Consider the following 25,336-nt stretch of genomic DNA (forward strand, 5'->3'; position numbering starts at 1 on the left):
ACGGCATCATTTCCTTGAATTACCGTCAACTCTTGTATAGTTCTGAACGGTGAATCCTTCAGGGATGCAAATGGTCTGAAACAGGAGCAGAAAAACATGGCCGCAAAAAAACTGGGAGCGCGCATCTGTAAGTTCCGCGAGGAGCGGGGGATGACGCGTGAAGAACTGGCAGAGGCCGCCGGCCTCGGAGCCGACTTTATCACGGCGCTGGAAGAAGAGGATCTTTATCCTTCCATCGGCCCGCTGCAGAAGATTGCCCGCGCGCTTAACGTGCGTCTGGGCACGTTTATGGATGATGAAGTGACCCGCGACCCCATTGTGGTGCGCAAAAGCGGGCGTGAAAGCGACCTGACCATGCAGAAGGCACGGAACAAACGCGCCGCGTTCATGTTTCATTCGCTGGGCAAGGGAAAAAGCGACCGCAACATGGAACCTTTTTTCATTGAGATAGCTCCGGAACCCAACGAAGACAGGCAGCTCTCTTCGCATCAGGGCGAGGAGTTCATTGTTGTCGTTTCGGGCAGCATTCTTGTGCGCTACGGCAATGAAGAGCATGTTCTGGAACAGGGCGACAGCATTTACTACAACTCTATCGTGCCGCACTATGTGGGCGCGGCGGGTGACGACAAGGCGGAAATATACGCCGTTATCTATTACCCGCGCTAGAAAGCAGGTTATTGACGCATGGAAAATTTTGAGCTTCGCGAATGGACTCTCGGTCAGATTCTGGATCATGCCGTGGCCAATTGGCCCGACAATGAAGCCGTGGTATACGTAGACCGCGACTACCGCCAGACCTACCGCGAGTTCGGCAAGGTGGTTGACGATCTTGCCAGAGGGCTGATGGCTCTCGGGGTGAAACATGGCGAAAAGGTGGCCGTATGGTCCACCAACGTGCCGTACTGGGTGGCCCTGCAGTTTGCCACGGCAAAAATCGGCGCCGTGCTGCTGACGGTCAACACCAACTACCGTAAAAGCGAGCTACAATACCTGCTAACCCAGTCCGAATGCGAAAACCTGTTCATTATGGACGGGTACCGCGACCATGATTATCTGCAGACCATTTACGACCTGATGCCGGAGCTGAAAAATCAGCCCCGCGGCAACCTGAATCTGAACGGCTTTCCTCATCTCAGAAGGGTCATGTTTCTGGGCGTGGAAAAGCACCGCGGCATGTATTCCGTGCCGGAAATCATCAGCCTCGGGGTTATGGTTTCCGATCAGGAGTATGCCGAACGCCAGCGCATGCTCAGCCCCGGAGACGTGGTCAACATGCAGTACACATCCGGCACCACGGGCTTTCCCAAAGGGGTTATGCTGACGCATGTGGGCATAGGGCTTAATGGGTACTGGATAGGCCGCAACCAGAACTTCACACACAAGGACAGGTTGTGCCTGCCCGTGCCGCTTTTCCATTGTTTCGGCTGTGTGCTGGGTGTTCTGGCTGCCGTGAATCACGGAGCCACGCTGGTTATTCTGGAAAACTTCAACCCCGTGCATGTGATGGCGTCGGTGGATCAGGAAAACTGCACCGCCCTGTACGGTGTACCCACCATGTTTCTTGCCGTGCTGGAGCACAAGCTGTTCGAAAAGTTCGATTTCAGCTCGCTGCGCACCGGCATCATGGCCGGGTCGGTATGTCCGGAACCGCTTATGCGCCGTGTCATCGAAAATATGAACATGACCGAAGTCACCATCTGCTACGGTCTGACCGAAGGTTCGCCGGTGATGACGCAGACGCTGCCCACAGACAGCTTTGAGCGCCGTACCCGCACCGTGGGCAAGGCCATGCCCGGCATCGAAGTGCAGGTGGTGGACCCCGACACGGGTGAAGAGCTGCCGCATGGCTCGCAGGGCGAGGTTGTCTGCCGCGGGTACAACGTGATGAAAGGCTACTACAATATGCCCGAGGCCACGCAGAAAGCCGTGGACGCTGACGGCTGGCTGCATTCCGGTGATCTGGGCATTATGGACGAACACGGATACGTGACCATAACCGGCCGCATCAAAGATATGATTATCCGTGGCGGAGAAAATATCTACCCGCGCGAAATAGAAGAGTTTCTGTACGGGATGGAAGGCGTGCAGGACGTGCAGGTGGTGGGAGTGCCCAGCCGCCGGTACGGCGAAGAAGTGGGGGCGTTCATCATTGCGAAAGAAGGTGCCGATCTGGCTCCGGAAGATGTGCGCGATTACTGCAGGGGGCAGATAGCGTGGTACAAGGTGCCGCGTCATATCGCCTTTGTGGAGGAATATCCCATGACCGCCAGCGGCAAGATTCAGAAATTCAAGCTGCGCGAAATGTGCGCGGAGCTGTTTCCCGACGTGCGCTGACCCTCACCGGCGTAAGCCGGTGCAGCAGGTCCGACAATGACAAAACGACGCGCCCCGTCATGCGACGGGGCGCGTTTTTTGTGCACTGAGCCGGAAAGCTGTCTGCACGCCGTCAGCGCGGCAGCAGAATGGTGAAACAGGCGCCTTTGCCCGGTTCGGAATCCACGGTGAAGGAACCGCCGTGGTTGGTGGTGATGATGAAGTACGAGACCGAAAGCCCCAGTCCGGTGCCTTCTCCCACACTTTTGGTGGTGAAGAAGGGTTCAAAAACCCGCTTGCGGGTTTCTTCGTCCATACCGGGACCGTTATCGAGCACCTGAATGCACACCTTGTCGTGTTGCAGGCGGGTGCGCAGGGTGATGCGCGGCGGTTCGGTGCTGTCTTTGGGCCTGCCTGCCATGGCTTGTGCCGAATTTTTCAGCAGGTTCAGCAGCACCTGCTCTATTTCCGTCGGGGTGCAGTGTATGCCGGGCAGGTCGGGGGCATAATCGCGGACAAGTTCTATGTGCCTGAAGTCATATTTCTTTTTCAGATCATAGTCGTTGGCGGCCAGTTCCACTGTTTTGTCCATCAGGGCATGCATGTCGGCCAGCTGTCTGCGCGACTCGCTGCGGCGGCTGAACTCCAGCATGTTGGAAACTATTTTTGCCGCACGGTTGCCCGATTCCTGAATGCCGTCAAGGAACCGGGTGATGCCGCGTTTTTCCATATAGGCCCGTATGGCCGTCAGGTCGCAGCCCACTTCGTCCGCAGCGGCATGGTTCGCTTTTATCTCTGTGGAGATGCGCCGTACGATATTTTGCGCCCCCTGCAGAATGCCCCCCAGCGGGTTGTTGATTTCGTGCGCCATACCCGCCGCCAGTCCGCCCACGGACATCATTTTTTCTGTCTGTACCATCATCTCTTCAATGCGGATGCGGTCTGTCACATCGTCAATGCGTATGACTGCGCTGTGTTCGCCGCGTTCGGTCACGGGGTAGATTATGATGTCAAACGTGCGCACACGGTCGCTGTAGGTGATGGCTTTGCGTTCCAGTGATATGGTTTCGCCGGAATTGAGCGACTGAAGCACCTTGCCCATGAGAAAAGAGAATTCAGGCAGCGTGTTCTCAAAAGGCGTGCCGATGGCATCGCGGGCGGAAACGGAGGTTTCCTCTTCCGCCGTGCGGTTCCATTGCAGAATGATGCCGTTGTCGCTGACGCCCACGATGAGCGACGGCATGGAATTGAGAATGTTGTCCAGCCGGTTTTTGGTGGCCAGCAGTTCGCGTTCCGATTCTTTTCTGTCGGTGATGTCGGTATGTGCACCGGCCATGCGGTACGGCTGGTCGGCGTCGCTCCACAGCGCCAGCCCGCGTCCCAGAATCCAGCGGTAGCTGCCGTCTTTGTGCCGCAGCCTGTATTCCACTTCAAAAGCGGGCAGTTCGCGTGAAAGATACATTTCGTGCGCCTTGAGTATCTTGGCCAGATCATCAGGGTGCACGCGGCTGGTCCACTCGGGAATCTCGTTGGGTATTTCGTGGTCCTGAAAACCGATGATTTCCTTCCAGCGGGGTGAAAAATACACTTTATTCGAGATCAGATCCCAGTCCCATATGCCGTCGTTGGTGCCGCCGACGGCCAGAGAATACCGTTCTTCGCTGTTGCGCAGCGCCTGCTCTGCCCGCTCACGTTCGGCCACTTCTTCCTGCAGCTGGCTGTTCATGCGCTGCAGGGCTTTTTCGCGCGCTTCAACCTTTGCGCTCATGCTGGCAAAGCTGCGGGCTATGGCTGCCAGTTCGGCCTGCTGTATGGTGCTGAAGTCGTGGCGGAAATCACCCTTTGAAACTTTGTCTATGCTGGACAAGAGCACATCAAGCGGGCGGCGTAGATAAATACGCAGCAGAACACCCGTTGCCAGCACAATGACCAGCGCAACCCCGCCGATGGTCAGCGCCGTGGGGGAAAGCATGCGGCGCAGGCTTCTTTTGTATTCGCGCAGGGTCAGCACCACCCGCACGTTGCCGATTATTTCACCGTCATAAAAAATATCACGCTGGCGGATGAGTGTGGCGTCGGGATCGGGGGCTTTGGTGACAGAAAACAGCGTGTGTCCCGCCGGGTCTTTGATGACCACTTCGTTGACCAGATCGTACTGGGTGAACACACTGCCGATCTGTTCGATGGTACGGGTGTCGAAATTCCATATGGGAACCGAGAGTATGTCGGCCAGACGCGTGATATATTCATCGGCCTTGTTGTCCAGCTCTTCCAGCGACGTGCGCGAGTGGCTGATGTACTGTATGGACGCCATGCCCCCCACCACGACCATAAGCATGACAAGCAGGCTGATGGTCAGATCGCGGGAAATACTGCGTCCCACGAACTGCTTCGGGGTCGGGGCAAGTGTTATTCTGGGTGGCATCGGTTCGGGTCTCCACAGGTTGACTGCGTCTTCATATTCTTTTTTTAGCGTAACAGGTGCCAAAAAGGAAGATGAAAGCCGTTATTACACATATCATGCGTCGTGTGCGGCTTGACTCCCCTCTGGTTATGGGCAAAGAAATGCGTTTCGGGTCATTGTCAGTGTTGCAGTTGTGCACCGGGCCGTAACTGAATGATGTGCGGTGACGGTGTTTGAATTTTTTGAGGAGCGAAGATGGGTTTTTTCAGCAAGCTGAAGCGGTTCTGGGGTGGGGCGGAGACTCCTGCCCCTGAAAAAGCCGGAAAGCGCGACGCCGCCGCGCAGCCGGAAACGCAGGTATCTCCGGAAGAATCGTCCGGTGATGCGTTGTCTGATGACGCACCGCATGACACTGCCTCTGCAGAGGCGGAGCAGGCAGACATACAGGCCGCGGCCCAACGCGGCGGCGTAGCGGAACAGCCGCATGCCGCAGCAGCCGGAGATGCGGCGGATATGCCCGCCGCCGCTGCGCCGCCTGCTGCACAGGCTGCGCAGCAGGCGGCTGATGCAGCCCCCGTCTGGCAGACGGAGCTTACGCTGGCGCTGCGCGGGGCCGAACCGCGGCTGAGCGTCTGGCTGGGGCATGTGCTGCAGGGCATAGACCGTGCCGGTGACGAGCTGTGGGATCGCCTGCTGTTCTTTTTCCGCGCTCTGGATGCTCCGGCGGATGAGGCATCGGCCTTTGTGGGTAATTTCCGCAAATGGCTTGATGACATGGAATACGAACGGGTGGAGGATTTCCGCTCGGAACTGCAGTACCGTCTTGCACTGGCGCTGGAGCTGGAAGACGAGGAAGACGAGCGCAACAGACTTTTTCTGAAGCTTTCAGAGGGGCTTACCAGAACAAAAGAGCAGATAACGCGTCGTATCGACGGTCTGCTTTCGGCACATAAGCAGATAGATGAAGCCTTCTGGGAGGAACTGGAAGAGATTCTTATCATGGCGGATGTGGGGTACGAACCGGCCATGGAGCTTGTGGGCAGACTGCGCGCACGGGTACGCGCCTCAGGTTCTGATGATCCTGCACTGTTCAAGGAACTGATGCGCGAGGAGCTGGAAGATATTTTCAGGACGCCGCGCCGTATAGCCGCCATCAATCCGCCTGAAGTGGTGCTGATGGTGGGCGTGAACGGTGTGGGAAAAACCACCACCATAGCCAAGCTGGCCTATCGGGCGCGTCTGCAGGGTAAAAAAGTGCTTATCGCCGCAGGTGATACGTTCCGTGCGGCGGCCATTGAACAGCTTAAGGTATGGGCCGACCGTGTGGGGGCAGGCTTTCACTCCAAGGGTGCCAATGCGGACCCCGCAGCCGTGGCCTATGAAGCCATGGATAAAGCCGTGAAGGAAGGATATGACATCCTTTTTGTCGATACGGCGGGGCGCATTCATACCAAGGTGAACCTGATGGAAGAGCTGCAGAAAATACGGGGCGTGCTGGGCAAAAAGCATCCCGGAGCACCGCACCGTTCCATTCTGGTCATTGACGCCACAACAGGCCAGAACGCTCTTTCGCAGACAAGACTTTTTGACGAGTCGTGCAAGCTGGATGAAATTGTCCTCACCAAGCTGGACGGCACGGCCAAAGGCGGCATTGTGGTGGCCGTGGCCATGCAGTTCGGCATACCCATTACCTATGTGGGGCTGGGCGAAAAAATGGAAGACCTGCGCCCCTTTGACGGCAGGGATTTTGCGCAGGCCCTGCTGGGATCAGACTGATCGCGGCGTGATACAGGTGTTCTGCTTTGCAGAACTGACGCCTCTTGCATATTCCGCAGTACGCCGGAGAAGTATTGGCTTCTCCGGCGTTTTTTTGCGTCCGGCTCATGTCGTCCGGCTCCTGTTGTTGTTTGGGCCGGCGTCCGACGCATGCCGTCGGCGCATATGACCAGCGCATATGACCAGCGCATATGACCGGATAACAGATGTCTGCCGTGGATAATAATATCCATCCGGCGGCGGCGGAGCATTAATGAAACGGTGGCGTTCCTGCGTGCGCCTGTCGCTGTTCTGCGGCCGGATGCGTGCAGGATGCTGCCGGGCAATGGGATACGGCCGACGGACACGCGCGGAGCGGTGGGAGTCGCGCAGGCGGGTGCCGCCGTTTCAACCGGGCATGACATTAGTAAGGAGGTTGTATGGACAGCAGATACGGGCTTTGCGTCAGGGGAGGTCTGTGCCGTGCGGCGGTGCGGGCGCTGCTGCTGGTGGCAGTGCTGTGCGTAACGCCGGTGCTGGCGGCGGACGGCAAGACGCTGTACGGGCAGCATTGCGGCGTGTGCCATTCCGTGGGCGGCGAAAATGATATCATGCCGCTCACCGCGCATTATCCGCTTATCGGCATGGATGCCAAAATTTCAGGCTTCGGGCGGTTATCCGCGGCCATGCCGCCTTTTTCCGGTACGGTTGAAGAGCGCATGCTGGTGGCGGCGTATATTGTCAACGAACTGCATGGCGGCGCGGTGGAAAACATTCCTGTGAAGCCTGCGGAACTGACGCTGGAAATACCCCCGTTCAATCCGGACAAGGACGAATATGTTCTGCTGGCCTGGAACAATCTGGGCATGCACTGCATTTCGGACAGCTATTCCGAATGGGTGCTGCTGCCGCCCGCCAATGACATATGGGCGCAGCTCATCAGGCGCGGCGAACGCCCTTCGGTGGTCACGCAGGGCGTGATTCTGAGTTACTCCGTCGAGGCCGGATTTGAAAAACCGGCGGAAAGGTCGACTTTCTGGCAGTATGCCGAAAGTCTTTTCGGGGTGCGGCCGCCGGATAACGTGGGGCTTTCGGGCAACGGCATGCAGGGAGTCATGAAGCTGCATGCGGACCTGAAAAGTTTTGAGGCCGCACTGATTCCTGTGGAACCCTATCCGGCGCAGGGCGGCTACAACCCGTATCCGGTGTTCACCGTGCAGGCGCGTGACGCCGCCACAGGCAGACTGCTGGCGGAAACAAAGACCGTGGCCCCCACCTCCACGGAAATGGGCTGCCGCAACTGCCACGGCGGTCCGTGGAAGCATGAAAGCATCGCGGGCATATCGCAGGAGACCGGCCGCAATGTGCTGAAGGCGCATGACCGGCTGAGCGGCAGTGAACTGGCGGCGCTGGCGGACAAGGGAAAACCGCAGCTGTGCCAGAGCTGCCATCCCGACCCGGTGCTTAATGCCAAAGGCGACCCCGCACTGCTCAATCTGCCTGCGGCCATACATGGTTTTCATGCCAATTATCTCACGGGCCGCGGGTCTGAAGCCTGTGCCTACTGCCATCCCAACAATCCGCAGGGACCCACGCGTTGTCTGCGTGGGGTGCACGCCACAGCCGGTATAGGCTGCGTGAAATGTCACGGCTATATGGAAGACCACGCCATATCGCTGCTTAAAAAAGAGCAGGAAGCAGGCAAGGCCGGTGCGGCGCGGCTGATGGAGCATTACGGTCCCCGTATGGTGGCCGGTACGGCCGATGTGGCGGCCCGCACGCCGTGGCTGCAGGAACCAGACTGCGCCACCTGCCATAAAGATTACCGCAACAGACCCGTGGCTGAGCAGGCCAATGCATTCAATGTGTGGACTGCCGGCGGTGCGGAGCTGTACAGAAACAGGCCGGACGCCATGGGCGCTGTGATGTGCATTGCCTGCCATAACAGTCCGCATGCGTCATACCCCGCTGTCAACGCTTACGGACGCGACAGAGACAACATAGGCCCCATGCAGTACCAGAACGCACCCGGCCCCGTGGGGGCGGGCGGTAACTGCGCCGTGTGTCACACCAGAATGATGCAGACCGACGCGCATCATATGGGCCGGACTGACGGCTAGCTGTCAGCTGTATTTGCCCGCGGTGCCGTTGTGCCGCGGGCTTTTTTGCTTTGCGGTGTGTTGCCGCAGACCGGGCGGAGCGTGCGCCGGTGATTCTGCAGGCGGCTGTCCCGTGCGGGCAGCGGTGTCGCGGTACCGCGCAGGTGTCTGCCGGCGGAGGGGGGGATGCCTGCAGCTGATACGCAAAAAAAAACGGCACCGCGTGTGCGGTGCCGTAAGCCGGCTTGAAGAAAGCAGCAGGCATCAGCCGTGCTTGCTTATGTAATGACTGTGCAGCGGCCTGACGGACACGGCCCGCTTGTACCCTGAAAGCCGGACCGATTCCTTGCGGCTGCGTTGCAGCTCTTCACGCAGCGACTGGTGCAGTCTGCGTGCTTCACTGGTCAGTCTGCCCTGCAGGGACTGAAGCTGCAGCAGTTTTTCGCGCAGTTCGTCTTCCTGTACGCTTCCGCGTTTTTCCCACGCCATAGCTATCAGTCTGCTGCGCTGCTGTGCGGAGGAATCGGCGGAATCCACGTCGCCGTCCGCCAGCGCGGACAGTTCGCTTTCGCCCAGAGTCAGGGCCTGATCTAACAGGGCAAGGCTGTCGGTCATGGCTGTTACCCCTTTACGCTTTTGATATCTTCCCGGATAAGATGGATAACCTGTTTCCATTTATCCACGGCAGGCAGAAATTCGTATTCAAGCAGGTCTGCCAGCAGAATCCAGTCTTCGTTTTCCATTACTTCGGTCATTTCACCCAGCAGGGAGGAAATTTCTTCCACCGCTTCGTTGAAGACTTTTTGTTCCTGCAGCGAAAATTCGTTGCGCAGCACACCTATCATACCAAGGAAATCACGGATGACTTCCAGAAGATCCTGATAGGTTTCAAGTGCTTCACTGTCGTCTGCCTGGCGGAACAGCTCAGCAACCTTACGGCTGCCTTCGGACATAATCTGAACGACCTTGTACAGTTCGCGCGAAATGCTCATGGCCATTTCGGCCACGGGCACGCTGCGTATCTCCACAGAGGCAATTTCGCGGGTTTCGATGTCTTCCGCCTGATGGGGGTATATTTCCGAAAACGACTCGTCGTTGATCAGAACATCGGTAACCACCCTGTTTTCAAGGTAGTCCTGCTCCATTACCTTTACCAGCAGCTCTTCCAGATTGGCAAAGTTGTTTACCTTGAAGCTGCTTTCCTGTCCGTCGATGATGATCATGGGGTTTCTCCCTCCTCAAAAAATACTCGCTGATGGGAAACGATTATCAGGGATGTTTATCGTTATGCAGTATCCGTGCCGGTCAGATGCCTTCACGGAGCAGATGCGTGCGCCATGTGGTGATCAGGGTCCGGTAACGGGCGGCCAGTGCCAGCACCGTATCCAGACAGGCTCCGGCCTCCTGCGTTTCGCTCATCCATAAGAAGCCGAGAACATTGAACCGCGGGCTTGCATCCCAGAGCACCTGAAGCTTCTGCCATGTGGCCAGAAAACGTTTTTTCAGCATTTCCACCGAGCGGTGGCGCAGGGCGTTGCCCTGTTCCTGCAGCAGGTGAAGCAGGGCGTCGGCCTGTGCCAGCTCATCCAGAGCGGCCTGCAGGGTGTCATTTTCCGGTTTGAGCAATTGTTCCGGTTCGTTGATGGTGCGCACGGTGCCTGTGCCGAAACGGGCGGCCGGTGCGCGGTCAAGAAATTGACTGTAAAAATGGCGCTGCAGACGCACCCATACCGTCCGGTCGGTGTTTTCGTGTCCGGAAAGTGATTCCAGATCAAGAAACCCGTCGGACCGCAGGCGTGAAATCCACACACGGGCATCTTTTTCCTCCGGCTGGGCGGACCAGACGCCTGTATCAAGCCAGCGCGCCGTCATGGCGTGCACTGTGGCCGGCTGTATGTGCCTGCGGCAGATGTGTTCATGCGGGCACCGGCTGTTGAAAGGGCAGGGGTGGCAGGGCAGGTCCGGTTCCAGACTGCACATACCTTCTTTGTAGGGGCCCGTGTCCCACGGTTGGGCTGTGGCCAGAAAGATGGCCAGAACGGGCACCCCCAGCCCGGCCGCAAGATGCATTGTGCCGGTGTCGTTGCTGATGAGCAGCCGCGCTGCCAGCAGCGCGGCCCCCAGTGAGGGCAGGTCGGTTGCACCTATAAGGTTGATGTGCGGGGCAGTGGCGGCTGCGGCGTATCTGCGGCCCAGCTCCGCTTCGGCGCCGGAACCCAGCAGTACGGGGCACAGGCCGTGAGACTGCCACAGCATGTCACCCGTGCGGGCGAAATACTCCACCGGCCAGCGGCGGCGTTCTTCGCTGGCGCCGGGCTGCAGGGCGACAAAGCCGCGCGGAGGGTGCCGCATGGCCCCGCTGCGCAGCAGGTTGCCGGTGTGCGCCTGCAGCGTGCTGTTCATGGCTTCGCGCACGCTGTCCGCGGGGCTGTTCAGTTCAAAGGGGCACTGCGTGCCGTCCAGACCGGCGGACATGCGGAACAGGTCGATGATATTGAACGGACTGCAGCCGCGCATGCGGGTTGATGCCTGCAGAAAGGTGGACCACGGGTCGGTGTTGTGCCCGAAACCTTCACTGTCCAGCGCAAAGCCGTGCAGTTGCGCGTCGGCACCTGTCAGATGCCGCGCAAGCAGCCGCACACTGAGCGATGCCGTCAGATTGAGCACTGTCCGCGGTGCGGCGTTGCTGCGCACGGTGCGCGACCACTGCCACAATTCGCTCAGTCCGCCGTGCCATCCTGATTCCATAAGCGAAAGCAGGCGCGCGCCGGGCAGCGGGTACACCGCTTCCACATGACGCAGCATGGCCGTGGCCGGAGCAAAATTTTCCAGACACACCAGACTGACGCGGTGCCCGCGTGCTGTGAGGCCGGAGATGACGGGCTGGGTCTGCAGCAGGTCGCCGAAGCGGGTCAGGTTGATAATCAGCGTGTTCATGTCGGTTTCCTGTCGTGATAACGAAGCTGCGGGCTGTGCTGCGGTTTTCGTGCCAACGCGTGCCGGTTTACGTGTGCGGCGGTGCAATACAAAAGGCAGGCGCACATGCACCTGCCTGTCGTATCGTCCGGCAGCCGGAAAGAATGAGGGCGTCAGGGCTTCAGCCGCGCCACGTCGTCCACTTTGCCGATGACCACCATGATGTCGCCTTTGACAAGCGGACGGTCGGCGGAAGGCACAAAGGTGTATTCCCGTTCGCCGATGTATCGTATGGCCACAACCATCACGCCGGATTCGTTGCTCAGCTTGAGGTCCAGCAGGGTTTTTCCCGCCCAGCTGTCCACTGTGAATTCCTGCAGCAGCACCCCGCCGCCAAAGGGTAGCAGGTCCAGCATGCCCGGATTGGCCAGCCGGTGGGCCAGCTGCGTGGCCACGTCGTGCTCGGGCTGTATGACATAGTCCACCCCAAGCCGGTTGAGCACCTTGCGGTGTTCGTTGCTTACCGCTTTCACATACAGGCGCCGGGCGCCTACTTCCTGCAGGTTCAGCGTCACCAGAATGGATGCTTCCATGGAACCGCCCACGCTGACTATGACGGCATCAAGGTCCTGAAAGCGCAGCTGCTGCAGCACGCCGATATCTGTGGCATCGGCGGCGTATATGTGGGGCAGGTCGTCCTGCAGCTGGCGGACGCGTGTTTCTGAACGGTCAAGGGCGACCACGCCGTGTCCGTTGTCCAGAAGGGTGCGGGCCAGCGGCTGGCCGAATTTTCCCATGCCGATGATGCCCACTTCAAGTTTTTTCTGCATGCCGTGACGGCCTCCTAACCGATGGGAAGCTGGGTTTCAGGCCAGCGGTACTTGGGTTCGTGCTGGAAGCGCTGCAGGGCGGAAAGCAGCCATATGGGCCCTATGCGCCCGATAAACATAAGCGCGGTGACGATAAGCTTGCCGGGGTCGCTCAGCTGAGGGGTGACACCGGTGGAAAGCCCCACTGTGGCAAACGCCGAAACGCTTTCAAAAAGCAGCTCCAGAAACATGCCTTTTTCCTGCGCCAGCGCACCGCCGGCCGATTCTGTGATGGAAAGCGCCAGAGTGGCCCCCGTGACGGTGAGCACCGCAAAGATGAAGAGGGTGATTGCCTTGTTCATGGTGGCGTCGTCAAGCGCCCTTTCCATGACAACGGTCTGACGGCGGCCGGAAAGCTGTGCCGCCACAAAGGCGCTCAGCGCCCGCAGCGTGGTTGTTTTTATGCCGCCGGCGCAGGAGCCGGGCGAACCGCCCACAAACATGAGAAACAGCATGACCAGCAGCGAAACATTGGCCATGCCGCCTATGTCCACGGTGTTGAAGCCTGCCGTGCGGGCGGTGACGGATTGAAAAAGCGCCTGCAGCACGCGGGTGGGCATGTCTGCGGAACCGCCGCTGTGCAGTTCTGCCAGAAAAAGGCAGGCCGCGCCGCCGAAAATGAGCCACAGCGTGGTGCGCAGCACGATGCGCGTATGACGGCTGAGAGCGGGAATTTCGCCCCGGATGCGCAGCACGGATTCTTCCATGACGGAAAAGCCCAGCCCGCCGGCGATGATCAGCAGCATGAACACCAGATTGACCCCTGCATGGCCTTCCCAGCGCATGAGACTGTCGGAAAACAGGGCGAAACCGGCGTTGCAGAAAGCGGAAACAGCATGGAACAGCGCATGGAACCACGGCATATCCTGCGGAATGAGCACCATGAGCGCCGCGGCGCCGGCCAGCTCGATGCACAGTGTGAAAATGACCATGTGGGTAAGAAAGCGCCCCAGATCAAAAGAAGGGTCATGCAGCAGCACCTGCCCCACGGCGGCCTTGTCCGTCAGCGACACTCTGCGCCGCAGCAGAAAGAAAATGAGGCTGGAATAGGTCATGATGCCCAGCCCGCCCAGCTGGATAAGAACCATGAGCACTGTCCGGCCCGTGGTGGAAAAGGTGGACGGGGTATCCACAACCGCAAGGCCGGTGACGCATACCGCGGATGTGGCGGTGAACAGAGCGTCGATGAAGCTGATGGACACGCCGTTGAGGCTGTCTTCAAGCCGCAGCAGGCACGCTCCGGCAACAATGACAATGCCGAATGCGTAGACCGGCAACCAGAAGGGTGACAGATATTTCTGACGCATGCCACGCCATATACGCCGCGCAGCATGATACGGCAAGCATCAAATGGCAGGCTCCGGCATCCCGCATGCGGGCAGGCATTCCGATGTTTTCACGGCATGTTCTTGCCTTCGTGTCTCCGGTGCACTACTTTTTACAGCGGTCTGCCTCTTTCCGCAGGAAAAGGCGGCCTATGTCTGCGGTCATGTCCCTGTCCCGCGCGGCAGGGACTGCTCATATCACGGCGTGCTGCGGCCCGCCGCAGTCAGCGGAGGATTAGCAATGGATCTCAGGTTTCAGAGAGGCCCTTCCGGAGAATGGAAAGCAAGCGTGGTGCTTGCTTTTGCCTTCAAGGGCGAAGACATACGCAAACAGGCACAGGCACTCATCGATGTGGCTCCGTGGCTGGACATCGCTCCGGCACTGAACGACTTTACGGGTGCCGCGGGCGAAACAGGCGTTCTGTACGGCCATCCCAAAATAGCCATCCCGCGCATCATTCTGTGCGGCCTGGGCGAACGGGAATCCTACACCGTTGAAACCCTGCGCAAGTCCGTGGCGGCCGCCATGCAGAAATGCCGCGAACTGAAGCTGGAAACAGTGGGCATAGATGTGCAGACCCTTGCCGGTCTGCCCGGCGATGCCGCGCGCAATGTGGAAGAAGCCGTGGTTTCGGCATATCTGCCGCTGTATACCTACGAAAGATTCCGCACCACGCGCAAAGAGCCGCTGTTCACCCCGTCGTGGATCAGCCTGTTTTTTGCGGAAGATATAGACAGCACGCTGCGAGATGCCGCCCGCAGGGGCGAATCGGCCGCAGCCGGTATTTTTCTGACCCGTGATCTTGTCAACGGTCCGGCCAATCTGGTGACACCGTCATTTCTGGAAGAACAGGCCCGCAAGCTGGCGGCCCGCTATGGTTTTACCGTGCGTTCCATGACCCGTCAGGAAATAGCCGCGGCGGGCATGGGGGCCTTTGAATCAGTTTTTAAGGGCGCTGTGGAAGATGCACGGCTGCTTGCCATCGAGTATTGCCCCCGCGGGATGGAAAAGGAACAGCCTCTTGTGTTCGTGGGCAAGGGCGTGACCTTTGATACCGGCGGCATCAGCCTGAAGCCTTCGGCCAACATGGGCGACATGAAAAGTGACATGGGCGGAGCGGGTGCCATTTTCGGCCTGTTTGAAACCATCGGTCAGATGGGCGGACAGGCCGGCGCTGCATCGGCCGGATTCACCCGCAGGGTCATCGGCGTGATGCCCTGCACCGAAAACATGCCCGACGGGCAGGCCACACGCCCCGGTGATGTGGTCACGTCACTTTCCGGACAGACCATCGAAATCATCAATACCGATGCCGAGGGCCGTCTGATTCTGTGCGATGCCATGACATGGGCGCAGCGGGAATACGATCCCGCGGTGATGGTCGATCTGGCCACGCTGACCGGCGCCTGCCTGATTGCGCTGGGAACCGATGTGGCAGCCGTGTTTGCCACCGATGATGCACTGGCAGAAACCGTGCGCACCCGGGGCGGCGACGTGGGAGACCTGTACTGGCGTCTGCCGCTGTGGGACAGGTACTTTGAAGACCTGAAAAGCGATGTGGCCGACATGAAGAACGTGGGCGGCCGCGAAGGCGGCACCATTAACGCGGCACTGTTTCTGAAGCAGTTTGTGGATGAAGGACGCCGCTGGGCGCATCTGGACATTGCCGGTCCTGCCTACCGCAACAAAAAAAGTCCGCTGTGCCCGTTCGGCGCCACCGGATTTGCCGTACGTACCCTGATGCAGCTTGCACTGCACGGCGTGCCTGAACCGTCCGGCGACTGAAGCCGCCCGCAGGCTGTCGCGTCGCCCCGCTTTTGGCGCGGGCCGCAATAGTTTGCCGGTGCATATGATGCATGCATAAGGGCGGCCCGCGGGCCGCCCTTTCTTTATGTGCACAGTGTCCGCCGGATACATGGCGGCAGAAGAACAAAACGGCGTCAGGCTATGAGTTCCTGCGGCATCAGTTCCTCTATGTTGCCGCTGACCACTTTGTTGCGGCCGTGTTCCTTGGCTATGTAAAGCTTCTGGTCCGCGACGCGGATGTGGAATTCGGGGCTTTCCGTCAGGGTGCATTCCTGCACGCCCAGACTCAGTGTGATGTCTATGGGCATGCCGTGGTAATTGACGGGCGTCTGTTCCACGGTGGAGCGCAGTTTCTCCGCCAGATTCAAGGCTCCCTGCTCGTCGGTTTCCGGCAGAATGAAGAGAAATTCCTCGCCTCCCCAGCGGCAGACGACATCCTGCCCGCGCACGCTGCGGCGGAAGTGCTCGGCAAGCTGGTGCAGCACATGGTCGCCGCACTGATGGCCGAAACAGTCGTTGACGTTTTTGAAGTGGTCCACGTCGCACAGTATCACCGAAAATGTGGAACCCGACCGTGTGGCCCGCGCCCGTTCTTCGTTAAGTCTGTCGTATATGCCCCGCCGGTTGAGCAGACCTGTCAGCGGGTCGGTGCAAGCGCATTGTTCCATTTCTCTGGTAAGGGCCACCAGTGTCCGTTGCGTGTGTGCGCGAGAATATTCACCCAGTGCGGAAAACAGGCTCAGAGTAAAGAAAGCGGCAATTACGCGCACGAAGTAAGACAGCGAAAACGTTTCCGGCGGCATGGCTGCGGGAGAAACAAAAGGGCTGAGCAGCAGCGCAATAAGGAGGAGCCCCAGCGCCACAGCTGCACGCTTTGTACCGAAGGTGAAAAACGCTGCAGGCGGCAGTGCGAAAAGCCAGAGGATATATGTTATCTGGTCATTCAGACGCCAGATAAGCAGTACGCCGAGTGTGACGGTAAGAGCCAGCGCAAAGTCGCTTGCCACTTTAAGCATACCGCTTGAGCGCAAAAAAAAGTATAACACACAGTATGCCCCTGCAGAACACCATAAAATGCCTTTAAGCACCGTAAAGCTTTCGGTATGTTTCAGTACTGCCATCAGTGCACATATAAAGGCACTGAGCAGCAGAAAGCCGTTCAGCATATAAGTGCGGCGGACTAATTCAGGATCACTGTCTTTCTCTGTTCCGCTGTGCAGTGTCTGATGCAGTTTTATACGCAGATGTTGCTTCAAGACGCATTCCGTATATGCCGGGCGTGTGAAATAGAGGCGCCCGCAAGGGTAAATTCCGATAAGTTGAATTGAGCGCAGACCGGTTAGCACAGAAAATGCGTGGTGGCTATAGGGGGTTGGCTCCGATAAGCAAAAAAGTGTAGGGCCTGCGGATTAAATGGTGTATGCTGCAGGAGCCAAGGCGTTATAATCCGATACGTTGCATGCCTGTTGCAAAGAACATCTTTTTTATTGACAAGTCAGGGGTGACGCTTCTACTTAGCTACCCTGCCTGAATGGCAGGGTGCGGTGTGCGGCGTATATGCAGCCGGCAGCGCGCAGTATGGCAAAGGTCGGGCGCGCCCTGCGGGGCGGCCTGTGCAGGTAACAATGAAACGGGGTATTTATGAGGATCAGAGATTGGCACGTAAGCACACTCTGCAACGGTGGAGCGCCGAAGACTCCGCCGAACTCTATGGCATCCGCAACTGGGGTGCCGGGTACTTCGATGTTTCCGCCGAAGGCGACGTCGTGGTGTATCCTTTCGGGAGGTCGCATAAGCTGAACGTCAGCGTTCCGGACATCATCCGGGGCATGAAGGAGCGCGGGCTTGATATGCCTGTGCTGCTTCGCATCGAGAACATTCTCGAATCACGCATCTCCCTTCTTCACAAATCATTCCGCAACGCCATCGAATCGCTCGGTTATCAGGGCGGCTACCGGGGCGTTTTTCCCATCAAGGTCAATCAGCAGCAGCAGGTTATCGAAAAGATAGCCACATACGGCTCCATGTACCATCACGGTCTGGAGGTCGGTTCCAAGGCGGAGCTTATCGCCGCCATCTCGCAGGCGCAGGATAAAGAAGCGTGCATTGTCTGCAACGGGTACAAGGACGAGGAGTTCATTGACCTGGGGCTGCATGCCGTCCGCATGGGGTTCAAGTGCTTTTTTGTGCTTGAAATGCCGCGTGAGCTTGAGCTTATTCTGCGGCGTTCGCAGCAGATGGGTGTGCGTCCGCTTATCGGCACCCGTGTTAAGCTTGCCAGCAAGGCGGGCGGTCACTGGAGCGATTCCGGCGGCGAGCTGTCCACTTTCGGCCTGACCACGGCGCAGATAATGGACGTGGTGGACCGGCTGCAGAAAGAGGACATGCTCGACTGCTTCCGCCTGCTGCATTACCACCTCGGTTCGCAGGTGCCCAATATCCGCGATATCCGCAGTGCCGTAATGGAAGCCACCCGCGTTTATGCAGGTCTGGTGTCCGAAGGTGCCGCCATGGGCTATCTTGACCTGGGCGGCGGCCTTGCCGTGGATTACGACGGGTCGCATACCAATTTCGTTTCCAGCCGCAACTACACGCAGGACGAGTACTGCACGGACATTGTGGAAGCCGTCATGAGCATTCTGGACGAAACAGGTGTGCCGCATCCGCATATCATCACGGAATCCGGCCGGGCCACCGTGGCGTATTATTCCATGCTGCTTTTTAACATCCTTGATGTGAGCGGCGCCGAAGCCTTTCCCGACAATCTGCCGGATACACTGGATGAAAGTGAACCGGAAATGATCCGCAACCTGTTCGAGGCGTTCAGAGGGCTTACTCTGCGCAACCTGCAGGAATGCTATAACGACGCGTTGTACTACCGCGACGAAATCCGCCGTAATTTTCTGGACGGACGGGTGACGCTGCGTCAGCGCACGCTGGGCGAGCGGATTTTCTGGGCACTCATGCGGCGTGTGGCGGAGGAAAAAGATAAACTCCGTCATGTGCCCAAAGAACTTGCCGAGATAGACCGTGTACTGGCCGATGTCTATTACGGCAACTTCAGTGTGTTCCAGTCGCTGCCCGACTCTTGGGCCATCGAACAGCTGTTTCCTGTCATGCCGGTTCACAGGCTCAGGGAATTTCCCGACCGTCCGGCCATTCTTTCGGACATCACCTGTGACAGTGACGGACGCATAGACCGCTTCATCGATCCGCAAGGGGTGCGCAATACCATTGACCTGCATTCCCTTAACGGCGAGGAGTATTATCTGGGCGTCTTTCTGGTGGGCGCGTATCAGGAAACGCTGGGCGACCTGCACAACCTGCTGGGCGACACCAACGTGGTCAGCATCCGCGTGGAAGAGGACGGCAGCATTGAATACCGGCGTGAACTGCTTGGTGATTCCGTGGCCGATGTGCTTTCCAGCGTGGAATACGATCCGAGGCGCATCATGGAACAGCTGCGCGACACGGCGGAACAGGCAGTGCGCGAGGGGCGCATCACCCCTTCCGAAAGGTTCGGCATTTTGCAGGCCTACGAAAACGGTCTGCGCGGATACACCTATTTCGAACGATAGAAGTGCACGCCGCATGATGCGGCTGCAAGGAGATGCCCTATGGCAAAAGTGCTCATTCTCGGCGCCGGCGGTGTCGGCTCTGTTGCCGCGCATAAGTGCGCGCAGGCCCCGGATATTTTTTCAGAAATCGTGCTGGCAAGCCGCACGGTCTCCAAATGCGTCGCCATTGCCGATTCCATCCGGCAGCGCACCGGCCGCACCATAGAAACCGCTCAGGTGGATGCCGACAACGTGGCGGAAATGGTGCAGCTGATCAACGCGGTAAAGCCTGATCTGGTGGTGAATCTCGCCCTGCCGTATCAGGATCTGCCCGTCATGGATGCCTGCCTTGAAACCGGCGTCAATTATCTGGACACGGCCAACTACGAACCGCCGGACACTGCCCGTTTTGAATACAAGTGGCAGTGGGAGTATCAGGACCGCTTCAGGGAAAAAGGGCTCATGGCACTGCTGGGCAGCGGGTTTGATCCCGGTGTGACCAACGTGTTTGCCGCCCATGCCGTCAAGCACCATTTTGACGAGATTCATGTTCTCGACATTATCGACTGCAATGCCGGTGATCACGGCTATCCTTTTGCCACCAATTTCAATCCGGAAATCAATATCCGTGAAGTAACCGCCAGAGGGCGCTACTGGGAGCGCGGCGAATGGGTGGAGACCGATCCTCTTTCGTGGAGCATGCAGTATGATTTCCCCGAGGGCATCGGCAGGAAAAAGTGCTTTCTCATGTACCACGAAGAGCTTGAGTCGCTGGTGCGCAACCTGCCCGGCATCAGGCGCGCCCGGTTCTGGATGACGTTTTCAGACAACTATCTCAACCACCTGAAGGTGCTTGAAAATGTTGGTATGACCCGCATTGATCCCGTGCGCTATAACGGGCAGGACATTGTGCCGCTGCAGTTTCTCAAGGAACTGCTGCCCGATCCCGCATCGCTGGGCCCGCGTACCAAAGGCAAGACCTGCATCGGCAACGTGATGCACGGTGTCAAGGACGGCAAGGAAAAGAGCCTGTACGTATACAACGTGTGTGATCATGAAGAATGCTACCGCGAGGTAGGTTCTCAGGCCATTTCCTACACCACCGGCGTGCCCGCGATGATAGGTGCCATGATGATGGTCACCGGCAAGTGGCAGGGCCGCGGCGTGTTTAACATGGAACAGCTTGACCCTGACCCGTTCATGGAAGAGCTCAACAAGCGTGGTCTGCCGTGGAAAGAGGTTATCTTGAAAGGTTAGGCATCGGAAGGGTGCCCTCGCCGTGCTTTGTGGTGGACGAGGGCCTTCTGAGCCGGAATCTTGCCGTGCTGGACACGGTTCAGCAGCGCACCGGTGCCAGAATTCTGCTGGCACTCAAGGGGTTTGCCATGTTCAGCGTGTTTCCGCTGCTGCGCACGGTACTGCATGGAGCCTGTGCCAGTTCGCCGCATGAGGCCCGTCTTGCGCGGGAGGAATTCGGGCGCGAGGTGCATGTTTTTGCCGCCGCGTACTCCGATGACGACATGCAGGACATCCTGCGGCATGCTGACCATGTGGTGTTCAACTCATTTGCACAGCTGGAGCGTTTCCGGCCTGCGGTGCAGGCCTGTCCGCGGCATGTGAGCATGGGTATACGCGTCAATCCCGAACACTCGGAAGGCGCGGTGCCCATATACGACCCGTGTTCGGACGGTTCTCGTCTGGGCGTGCGTCTGCGTGAGTTTGAAGCGGCTCTGGAACGGGATTCCGGCGCACTGGACGGTGTGGAGGGGCTGCATTTTCATACGCTGTGTCAGCACAATGCCGATGCGCTGGAGCGTACGCTGGCCGAGGTGGAAAAGAAATTCGGCCGGTGGATGCACGGCATGCAGTGGGTCAACATGGGCGGCGGGCACCACATTACCCGCAGCGATTACGATGTGGACACGCTGTGCCGGTGCGCCGCGCATGTGCGCCGCACATACGGTGTGCAGGTGTATCTGGAGCCCGGCGAGGCGGTGGCGCTGGACACCGGCATACTGGTGGCCACCGTGCTGGATGTGGTTCAGGCGGATATGCCTGTGGCCATACTGGACGCTTCGGCCGCATGCCATATGCCCGATGTACTGGAAATGCCCTACAGACCCCATGTCATCGGCTCGGGGCTGCAGGGGGAAAAAGCGTATTCCTACCGCTTTGCCGGCAAGTCGTGTCTTGCCGGTGATGTCATCGGCGAATACTCGTTTGATGAGCCGCTCAGGGCCGGAGACAGGGTGGCCTTTACCGATATGGCCATCTACTCCATGGTGAAAACAAACACCTTCAACGGGCTGCAGCTGCCTGCCATAGCACGCTACAGACCCGCCACCGATGAAATACTGGTCGAGCGTACCTTTGGGTACGAAGACTTCAGAAACAGGCTTTCCTGAACCGGTGACCGCCCCGTGCCTTGCGGGGCGGTCTTGCGCGGTGTGCCGCGCGAGGAGCTGATATGAGTTTGTGCGAACATGAAGAGCGTTTTCTGGACTCCGAGCTGGAGCCTGTGGCGCCCGGAAAGGCGCGGTTTCATATTATTCCGGCGGGCTACGAAGCCTCTGTATCGTACGGCGGAGGCACCTTCAGGGGGCCTGCCGCCATTCTGGCCGCATCGCGGCAGCTGGAGCTGTGGGACGGGCTGTCCGACCCTTCACGGCTGGGGCTGTTCACCCACTGCCCTGTGGACTGCGATGCAGAAACGGCAGAGGTGCTGATGCGTATCGAAGCCTCGGTGCAGGCCGCGCTGGACGCTGCGCCGGAGAATCCGCCTGTGCCTGTGCTGCTGGGCGGAGAGCATACCGTCACGCTGGGAGCGCTGAGGGCTTTGCATAAACGGTACGGATCGTTCGGGGTGGTGCAGTTTGACGCGCATGCCGATCTGAGAGAACGCTACGACGGTACCCCCTACAGCCACGCCTGCGTCATGCGCAGGGCGCTTGAAATGGGCCTGCCGCTGGTGCAGGTGGGCGTGCGTGCCTGCAGCGAAGAAGAAGTCCGGGTGCGCACGGCACATGGCGTGACATGCTGGGACGCCCGTCAGCTGGCGGAACACGGTCTGCCGGAGCATATTCTGCCGCCGGACTTTCCCTCGCGGGTGTATGTGACGTTTGATGTGGACGGGCTGGACCCTGCGGTCATACGCGCCACGGGAACCCCCGTGCCGGGAGGACTGGGCTGGTGGGACGCTCAGCACATGCTGCGGCAGGCAGTGGAAGGGCGCCATGTCCTTGGTATGGATGTCGTGGAACTGGCACCGGATCTTGGTGACATTGCCTCGGACTTTGCCGCGGCGCAACTGGTGTACAACATGATGGGCATGGTGCAGCGGCATGCCGCAGCAAAGGGGCGCGTCTGACCCTGAGCTGTAGTTCGCCTTGCGCGCCGCTGCCCTCTACGGGCACAGCCGTTTCACCGTTCACCTGCTGCGGCCGTCCTTGAGGGCGCTGCAGGTGACAGCCGTACGGACATGCATTTTCTATCCGCCGCCGGAAGCCGTTTTTCAACGGGCAGTCCGGCGGCGGTGTTTTTTTGCGTGGTAGTGCATTGCCGGTGCCGTGCACCGCTGACGCCGTCACAGGAACACCGTGACGGGGGGTGCGCGGCCGTATGATGAAGGAGAGACAATGACCCCGGTGTGCCGTGTATGCGCCCGCGGCGGGGCATGCCGGACTGAGGCGGGCTGTTTTTACAGGGGGGCCGCCGGCGGCATTTCCATTTCCGCCTGCGAAAAAAGCCGTTCCGCGTCCAGCAGCATGACAAACGCGTTGTCGTGGCGGGTAATGCCCCTGATGTACTCCGGTTGTATGGCTGTTCCCATGCGGGGGGCCGGTTCCACGGCATCGGGGCTGATGTCCACCACTTCGCGCACTCCGTCCGCCAGCGCTCCGATGATGGACAGCTCGCCGTCCATCATCACCTCCACGATGATTATGCAGGTATCCACGGTGTCCTGCACTGCGGGCATGGCGAATTTGCGCCGCAAATCGACCACGGGCACGGCATGCCCCCGCAGATTGATGACACCGCGCATAAATGCCGGTGTTCGTGGAATGCGTGTGATGTGAGGCAGTTCCAGCACCTCGCGTATGGAGTCTATTTCAAGTGCAAACAGCTCGTTATCCAGAACAAAAGTGAAGTACTGGCTGCATTGGCTGCACTGTGCGGTGGTATCTTCTGTCATGGGAGGTGCCCTGCTTTGTTGATGGCGGCGGGTGCGCACGCGGCATTGTCCGCGTGTACCCGCTGCATTCTCTGCTTGTTACGATGATGCCGCACTTCACGTGCGGGCGCAATAGGATGATTACCAGCCGCCGCCCCCGCCGCCGCCTCCTCCGGAACCGCTGCCTCCGCCGCTGCTGCCGCTTCCGCCGCTGCTGAAGCCGCCGGAAGAACCGGAGACGGTGGATTCCGGCATGCTGGCGGAGACTGATGCCCCGATGCTGCTGCCCAGCGCGGCGCCCAGTCCGGCATGGCGCATCTCTGTGCCGGAAAAACCTCTGTCATACCAGCGTATGCCGTAGTTGGTGCTGTCTTCGCCGCGCAGCTGCATGGCAGCTTTAAAGCTGTCCTCCCAGCGGCGTTCAACGCCGAAAGCCATGGCAAAGGGCAACAGGGCCTCAAACCGCTCGCGGGTGATTTCAGGCTGGTCCTGCATCTGCAGCCGCTGCTTTTCGGTGAGCGAAAGAAACAGTCTGAATCCTTTTAGCTCATTGACGAGAGCCATGCCTTTTTCGGTGTAGGCGGGCATCAGTCTGCGGAAAAGCCAGAGCAGAAACACGTTCCACAGCACGATGACCATGCCGGTGTTGGCTTCTGCATGTCTGTTGAAAGAGGCAAAAAAGATGAGCGCGAAACTGAAAAATATCAAAGAGAACAGTATGCCCGGAATGCTGAACCGCCTGCTGAGAATCTTGTAGGGCACAAGTCCTGCCATGAGCAGCAACATGCCGGAAGCGGCCCCCGCCATAAATCCTCCGGCATCACCGGCGAACACAAGCGGTACGCTGCCTGCCAGTGCGGCAATGCTGCTCAGCACACACAGCAGCAGCTTGGAGGTGTTGTTGCGGCGTATTTCAGGGGTGTCATAGCGTTCTTTCATGGAGCGCTGCAGCGCATCCGCCGCCGAAGAAAGCGCCGGCCGGTTATAGCTGCTCAGCTGCACTGTGTTGCCTGTCCTGAACAGCTCTTCCAGCACCTGCCGGTTGGCGGGTACCGACGAGGGCTTGCCGGTGGCATGCAGAACATGTGTCATTTTTTCCGTTTCGATGGTCAGACAGCCTTCTGCTGCCAGATGCACGATGCTGAGCATCAGTGCGCGTTTGCGCGGCATGGGGGCGTTTTGCAGCAGGCTGCCGGCAGAGGCCGCGTCCATACCTGCGGGCGGCTCATAGCGGGGGATAACCACCGGGCCGTGCGGGTCGCGTCCGAATTTGTGCCAAAGGAGGGCAAAGACCAGAAGGGGCAGCAACTGCAGCGCGATTCCGGCAAAGAAAAGCTTGTTGTCAGCCCATACGGCAGCAAAGCCCTGCGGTCCCGCAAGGCCGTCCGGCGGTGTCAGCCGCGTGAATATGGTGAAGCCTTCCCGGGGCGGCAGCGGCTTGGTGGTGGCAAATGCGGCTTCTGCCCCGTGGTACGATGCGGTGAACGTCGTGCCGTGTTCACCGGGTCTGCCTGTGGCCCCCGTGGCGGACACAACAGATACCCCGGGAGGAGCCACAACGGTGCACGTGGCTTTGTCGATGGTGAAGTCCCAGTAGTTGCCTGTCACGTTCCACGCCAGCAGCGCTTCTTTGCCGTCTTCGGGTACACCTATCTGTTTGTCCAGCGTGTAGGTTATCTCATAGGTATGCACCCCGTGGTCCAGCATGGCATGCCCCGAGCCGATGAGTATGCGCAGTACATGATTGCGCTGTTCCACGGCATAGGGTTCCGGTTTTCCGTTGCGCAGCACGTTCTGCACAATGAGCGCATGACGGCGGCGTAACCCCATGCCGAGCTTGTAGCGCACCGGAATATCGCGGAAAATACCGCGCCGGATGTTTTGGCCCAGAACGTTGACCCTGATGGTCTCACGCACGGACAACAGCCCGTCGGGCTGAATGTGCACGGTGGAATCAAACAGCAGAATGCGTTCTGCCGCAGGGGCCTGCCGGGCTGCGCAGGCGGGAACGGGAGAAGACAGCAGCAGAGCGCAGAGCAGCGGCACGGCGGCCAGACAGGCGGCAAGCAGCGCTGTCCGCTTTTGCAGGGTGTGGGACATGGTGATGATCCTGATAAGCA

Annotated in this window: 18 protein-coding genes; 9 read left to right on the plus strand and 9 right to left on the minus strand. The window is 59.0% G+C overall.

What is annotated here, in order from left to right:
• Positions 1-96 precede the first annotated feature (96 nt).
• Together H586_RS0107745 and H586_RS0107750 are read left to right on the plus strand one after the other, a co-directional pair.
• Positions 97-666, plus strand: coding sequence for a helix-turn-helix domain-containing protein (locus H586_RS0107745; protein ID WP_011366673.1), 570 nt, complete (start codon positions 97-99; stop codon positions 664-666).
• A gap of 18 nt (positions 667-684) precedes the next feature.
• Complete coding sequence (locus H586_RS0107750) at positions 685-2,334, plus strand: AMP-binding protein (RefSeq protein WP_011366674.1); 1,650 nt, start codon at positions 685-687, stop codon at positions 2,332-2,334.
• A 112-nt stretch (positions 2,335-2,446) separates the two neighbouring features.
• Here H586_RS0107750 and H586_RS0107755 read toward each other — a convergent pair whose 3' ends face one another.
• Entirely contained in the window at positions 2,447-4,738 is a 2,292-nt protein-coding gene (locus tag H586_RS0107755; RefSeq protein ID WP_034618815.1) for a PAS domain-containing sensor histidine kinase, read from the minus strand.
• Between the two features lie 234 nt (positions 4,739-4,972).
• Here H586_RS0107755 and ftsY point away from each other — a divergent pair, with 234 nt between their 5' ends.
• The gene (gene ftsY, locus H586_RS0107760) at positions 4,973-6,493 is read left to right on the plus strand and encodes a signal recognition particle-docking protein FtsY (protein WP_027181762.1); all 1,521 of its coding nucleotides are present in this window, start codon (positions 4,973-4,975) and stop codon (positions 6,491-6,493) included.
• 419 nt (positions 6,494-6,912) lie between these two features.
• Positions 6,913-8,592: a c-type cytochrome gene (locus H586_RS0107765; protein ID WP_027181763.1), complete on the plus strand. Its 1,680-nt coding sequence runs from the start codon at positions 6,913-6,915 to the stop codon at positions 8,590-8,592.
• A 243-nt stretch (positions 8,593-8,835) separates the two neighbouring features.
• Here H586_RS0107765 and H586_RS0107770 read toward each other — a convergent pair whose 3' ends face one another.
• The 5 genes from H586_RS0107770 to H586_RS0107790 all read right to left on the minus strand — a co-directional run bounded on the left by H586_RS0107770 (position 8,836) and on the right by H586_RS0107790 (position 13,663).
• The gene (locus H586_RS0107770) at positions 8,836-9,186 is read right to left on the minus strand and encodes a hypothetical protein (protein ID WP_011366678.1); all 351 of its coding nucleotides are present in this window, start codon (positions 9,184-9,186) and stop codon (positions 8,836-8,838) included.
• A gap of 5 nt (positions 9,187-9,191) precedes the next feature.
• On the minus strand, positions 9,192-9,794 hold the full coding sequence (locus H586_RS0107775) for a DUF8043 domain-containing protein (RefSeq protein WP_011366679.1): 603 nt from the start codon (positions 9,792-9,794) through the stop codon (positions 9,192-9,194).
• Positions 9,795-9,876: 82 nt separating this feature from the next.
• On the minus strand, positions 9,877-11,508 hold the full coding sequence (locus H586_RS0107780; RefSeq protein WP_027181764.1) for a glycosyltransferase family 9 protein: 1,632 nt from the start codon (positions 11,506-11,508) through the stop codon (positions 9,877-9,879).
• 152 nt (positions 11,509-11,660) lie between these two features.
• Positions 11,661-12,317, minus strand: coding sequence for a potassium channel family protein (locus tag H586_RS0107785; RefSeq protein ID WP_011366681.1), 657 nt, complete (start codon positions 12,315-12,317; stop codon positions 11,661-11,663).
• Positions 12,318-12,331: 14 nt separating this feature from the next.
• Positions 12,332-13,663 carry a TrkH family potassium uptake protein gene (locus H586_RS0107790; RefSeq protein WP_027181765.1) on the minus strand — a complete coding sequence of 444 codons (1,332 nt, stop codon included), beginning with the start codon at positions 13,661-13,663 and terminating at the stop codon, positions 12,332-12,334.
• 259 nt (positions 13,664-13,922) lie between these two features.
• Here H586_RS0107790 and H586_RS0107795 point away from each other — a divergent pair, with 259 nt between their 5' ends.
• Entirely contained in the window at positions 13,923-15,467 is a 1,545-nt protein-coding gene (locus H586_RS0107795) for a leucyl aminopeptidase (protein ID WP_027181766.1), read from the plus strand.
• 155 nt (positions 15,468-15,622) lie between these two features.
• Here H586_RS0107795 and H586_RS18630 read toward each other — a convergent pair whose 3' ends face one another.
• Positions 15,623-16,504: a GGDEF domain-containing protein gene (locus H586_RS18630; RefSeq protein WP_162147963.1), complete on the minus strand. Its 882-nt coding sequence runs from the start codon at positions 16,502-16,504 to the stop codon at positions 15,623-15,625.
• Between the two features lie 639 nt (positions 16,505-17,143).
• Between H586_RS18630 and speA the strand changes: the two genes are divergently transcribed.
• From speA to speB, 4 genes are all read left to right on the plus strand, one after another.
• On the plus strand, positions 17,144-19,066 hold the full coding sequence (speA, locus tag H586_RS0107805) for a biosynthetic arginine decarboxylase (protein WP_027181767.1): 1,923 nt from the start codon (positions 17,144-17,146) through the stop codon (positions 19,064-19,066).
• A gap of 39 nt (positions 19,067-19,105) precedes the next feature.
• Complete coding sequence (locus H586_RS0107810) at positions 19,106-20,302, plus strand: saccharopine dehydrogenase family protein (RefSeq protein ID WP_027181768.1); 1,197 nt, start codon at positions 19,106-19,108, stop codon at positions 20,300-20,302.
• A complete protein-coding gene (gene nspC / locus H586_RS0107815; RefSeq protein WP_011366687.1) occupies positions 20,275-21,450 on the plus strand; it encodes a carboxynorspermidine decarboxylase in 1,176 nt (391 codons plus the stop codon). Before H586_RS0107810 ends, nspC begins: the two co-directional genes overlap by 28 nt.
• Positions 21,451-21,512: 62 nt before the next feature.
• Positions 21,513-22,412 carry an agmatinase gene (gene speB / locus H586_RS0107820; protein ID WP_027181769.1) on the plus strand — a complete coding sequence of 300 codons (900 nt, stop codon included), beginning with the start codon at positions 21,513-21,515 and terminating at the stop codon, positions 22,410-22,412.
• Between the two features lie 330 nt (positions 22,413-22,742).
• On the opposite strand, the gene H586_RS0107825 is transcribed toward speB, so the two are convergent.
• Both H586_RS0107825 and H586_RS0107830 read right to left on the minus strand, forming a co-directional pair.
• Complete coding sequence (locus H586_RS0107825; RefSeq protein ID WP_011366689.1) at positions 22,743-23,237, minus strand: chemotaxis protein CheW; 495 nt, start codon at positions 23,235-23,237, stop codon at positions 22,743-22,745.
• A 120-nt stretch (positions 23,238-23,357) separates the two neighbouring features.
• Positions 23,358-25,316 carry a DUF2207 domain-containing protein gene (locus tag H586_RS0107830; protein WP_027181770.1) on the minus strand — a complete coding sequence of 653 codons (1,959 nt, stop codon included), beginning with the start codon at positions 25,314-25,316 and terminating at the stop codon, positions 23,358-23,360.
• Positions 25,317-25,336: the final 20 nt, after the last annotated feature.

It is taken from the genome of Oleidesulfovibrio alaskensis DSM 16109 (assembly GCF_000482745.1).
GTDB lineage: Bacteria > Desulfobacterota > Desulfovibrionia > Desulfovibrionales > Desulfovibrionaceae > Oleidesulfovibrio > Oleidesulfovibrio alaskensis.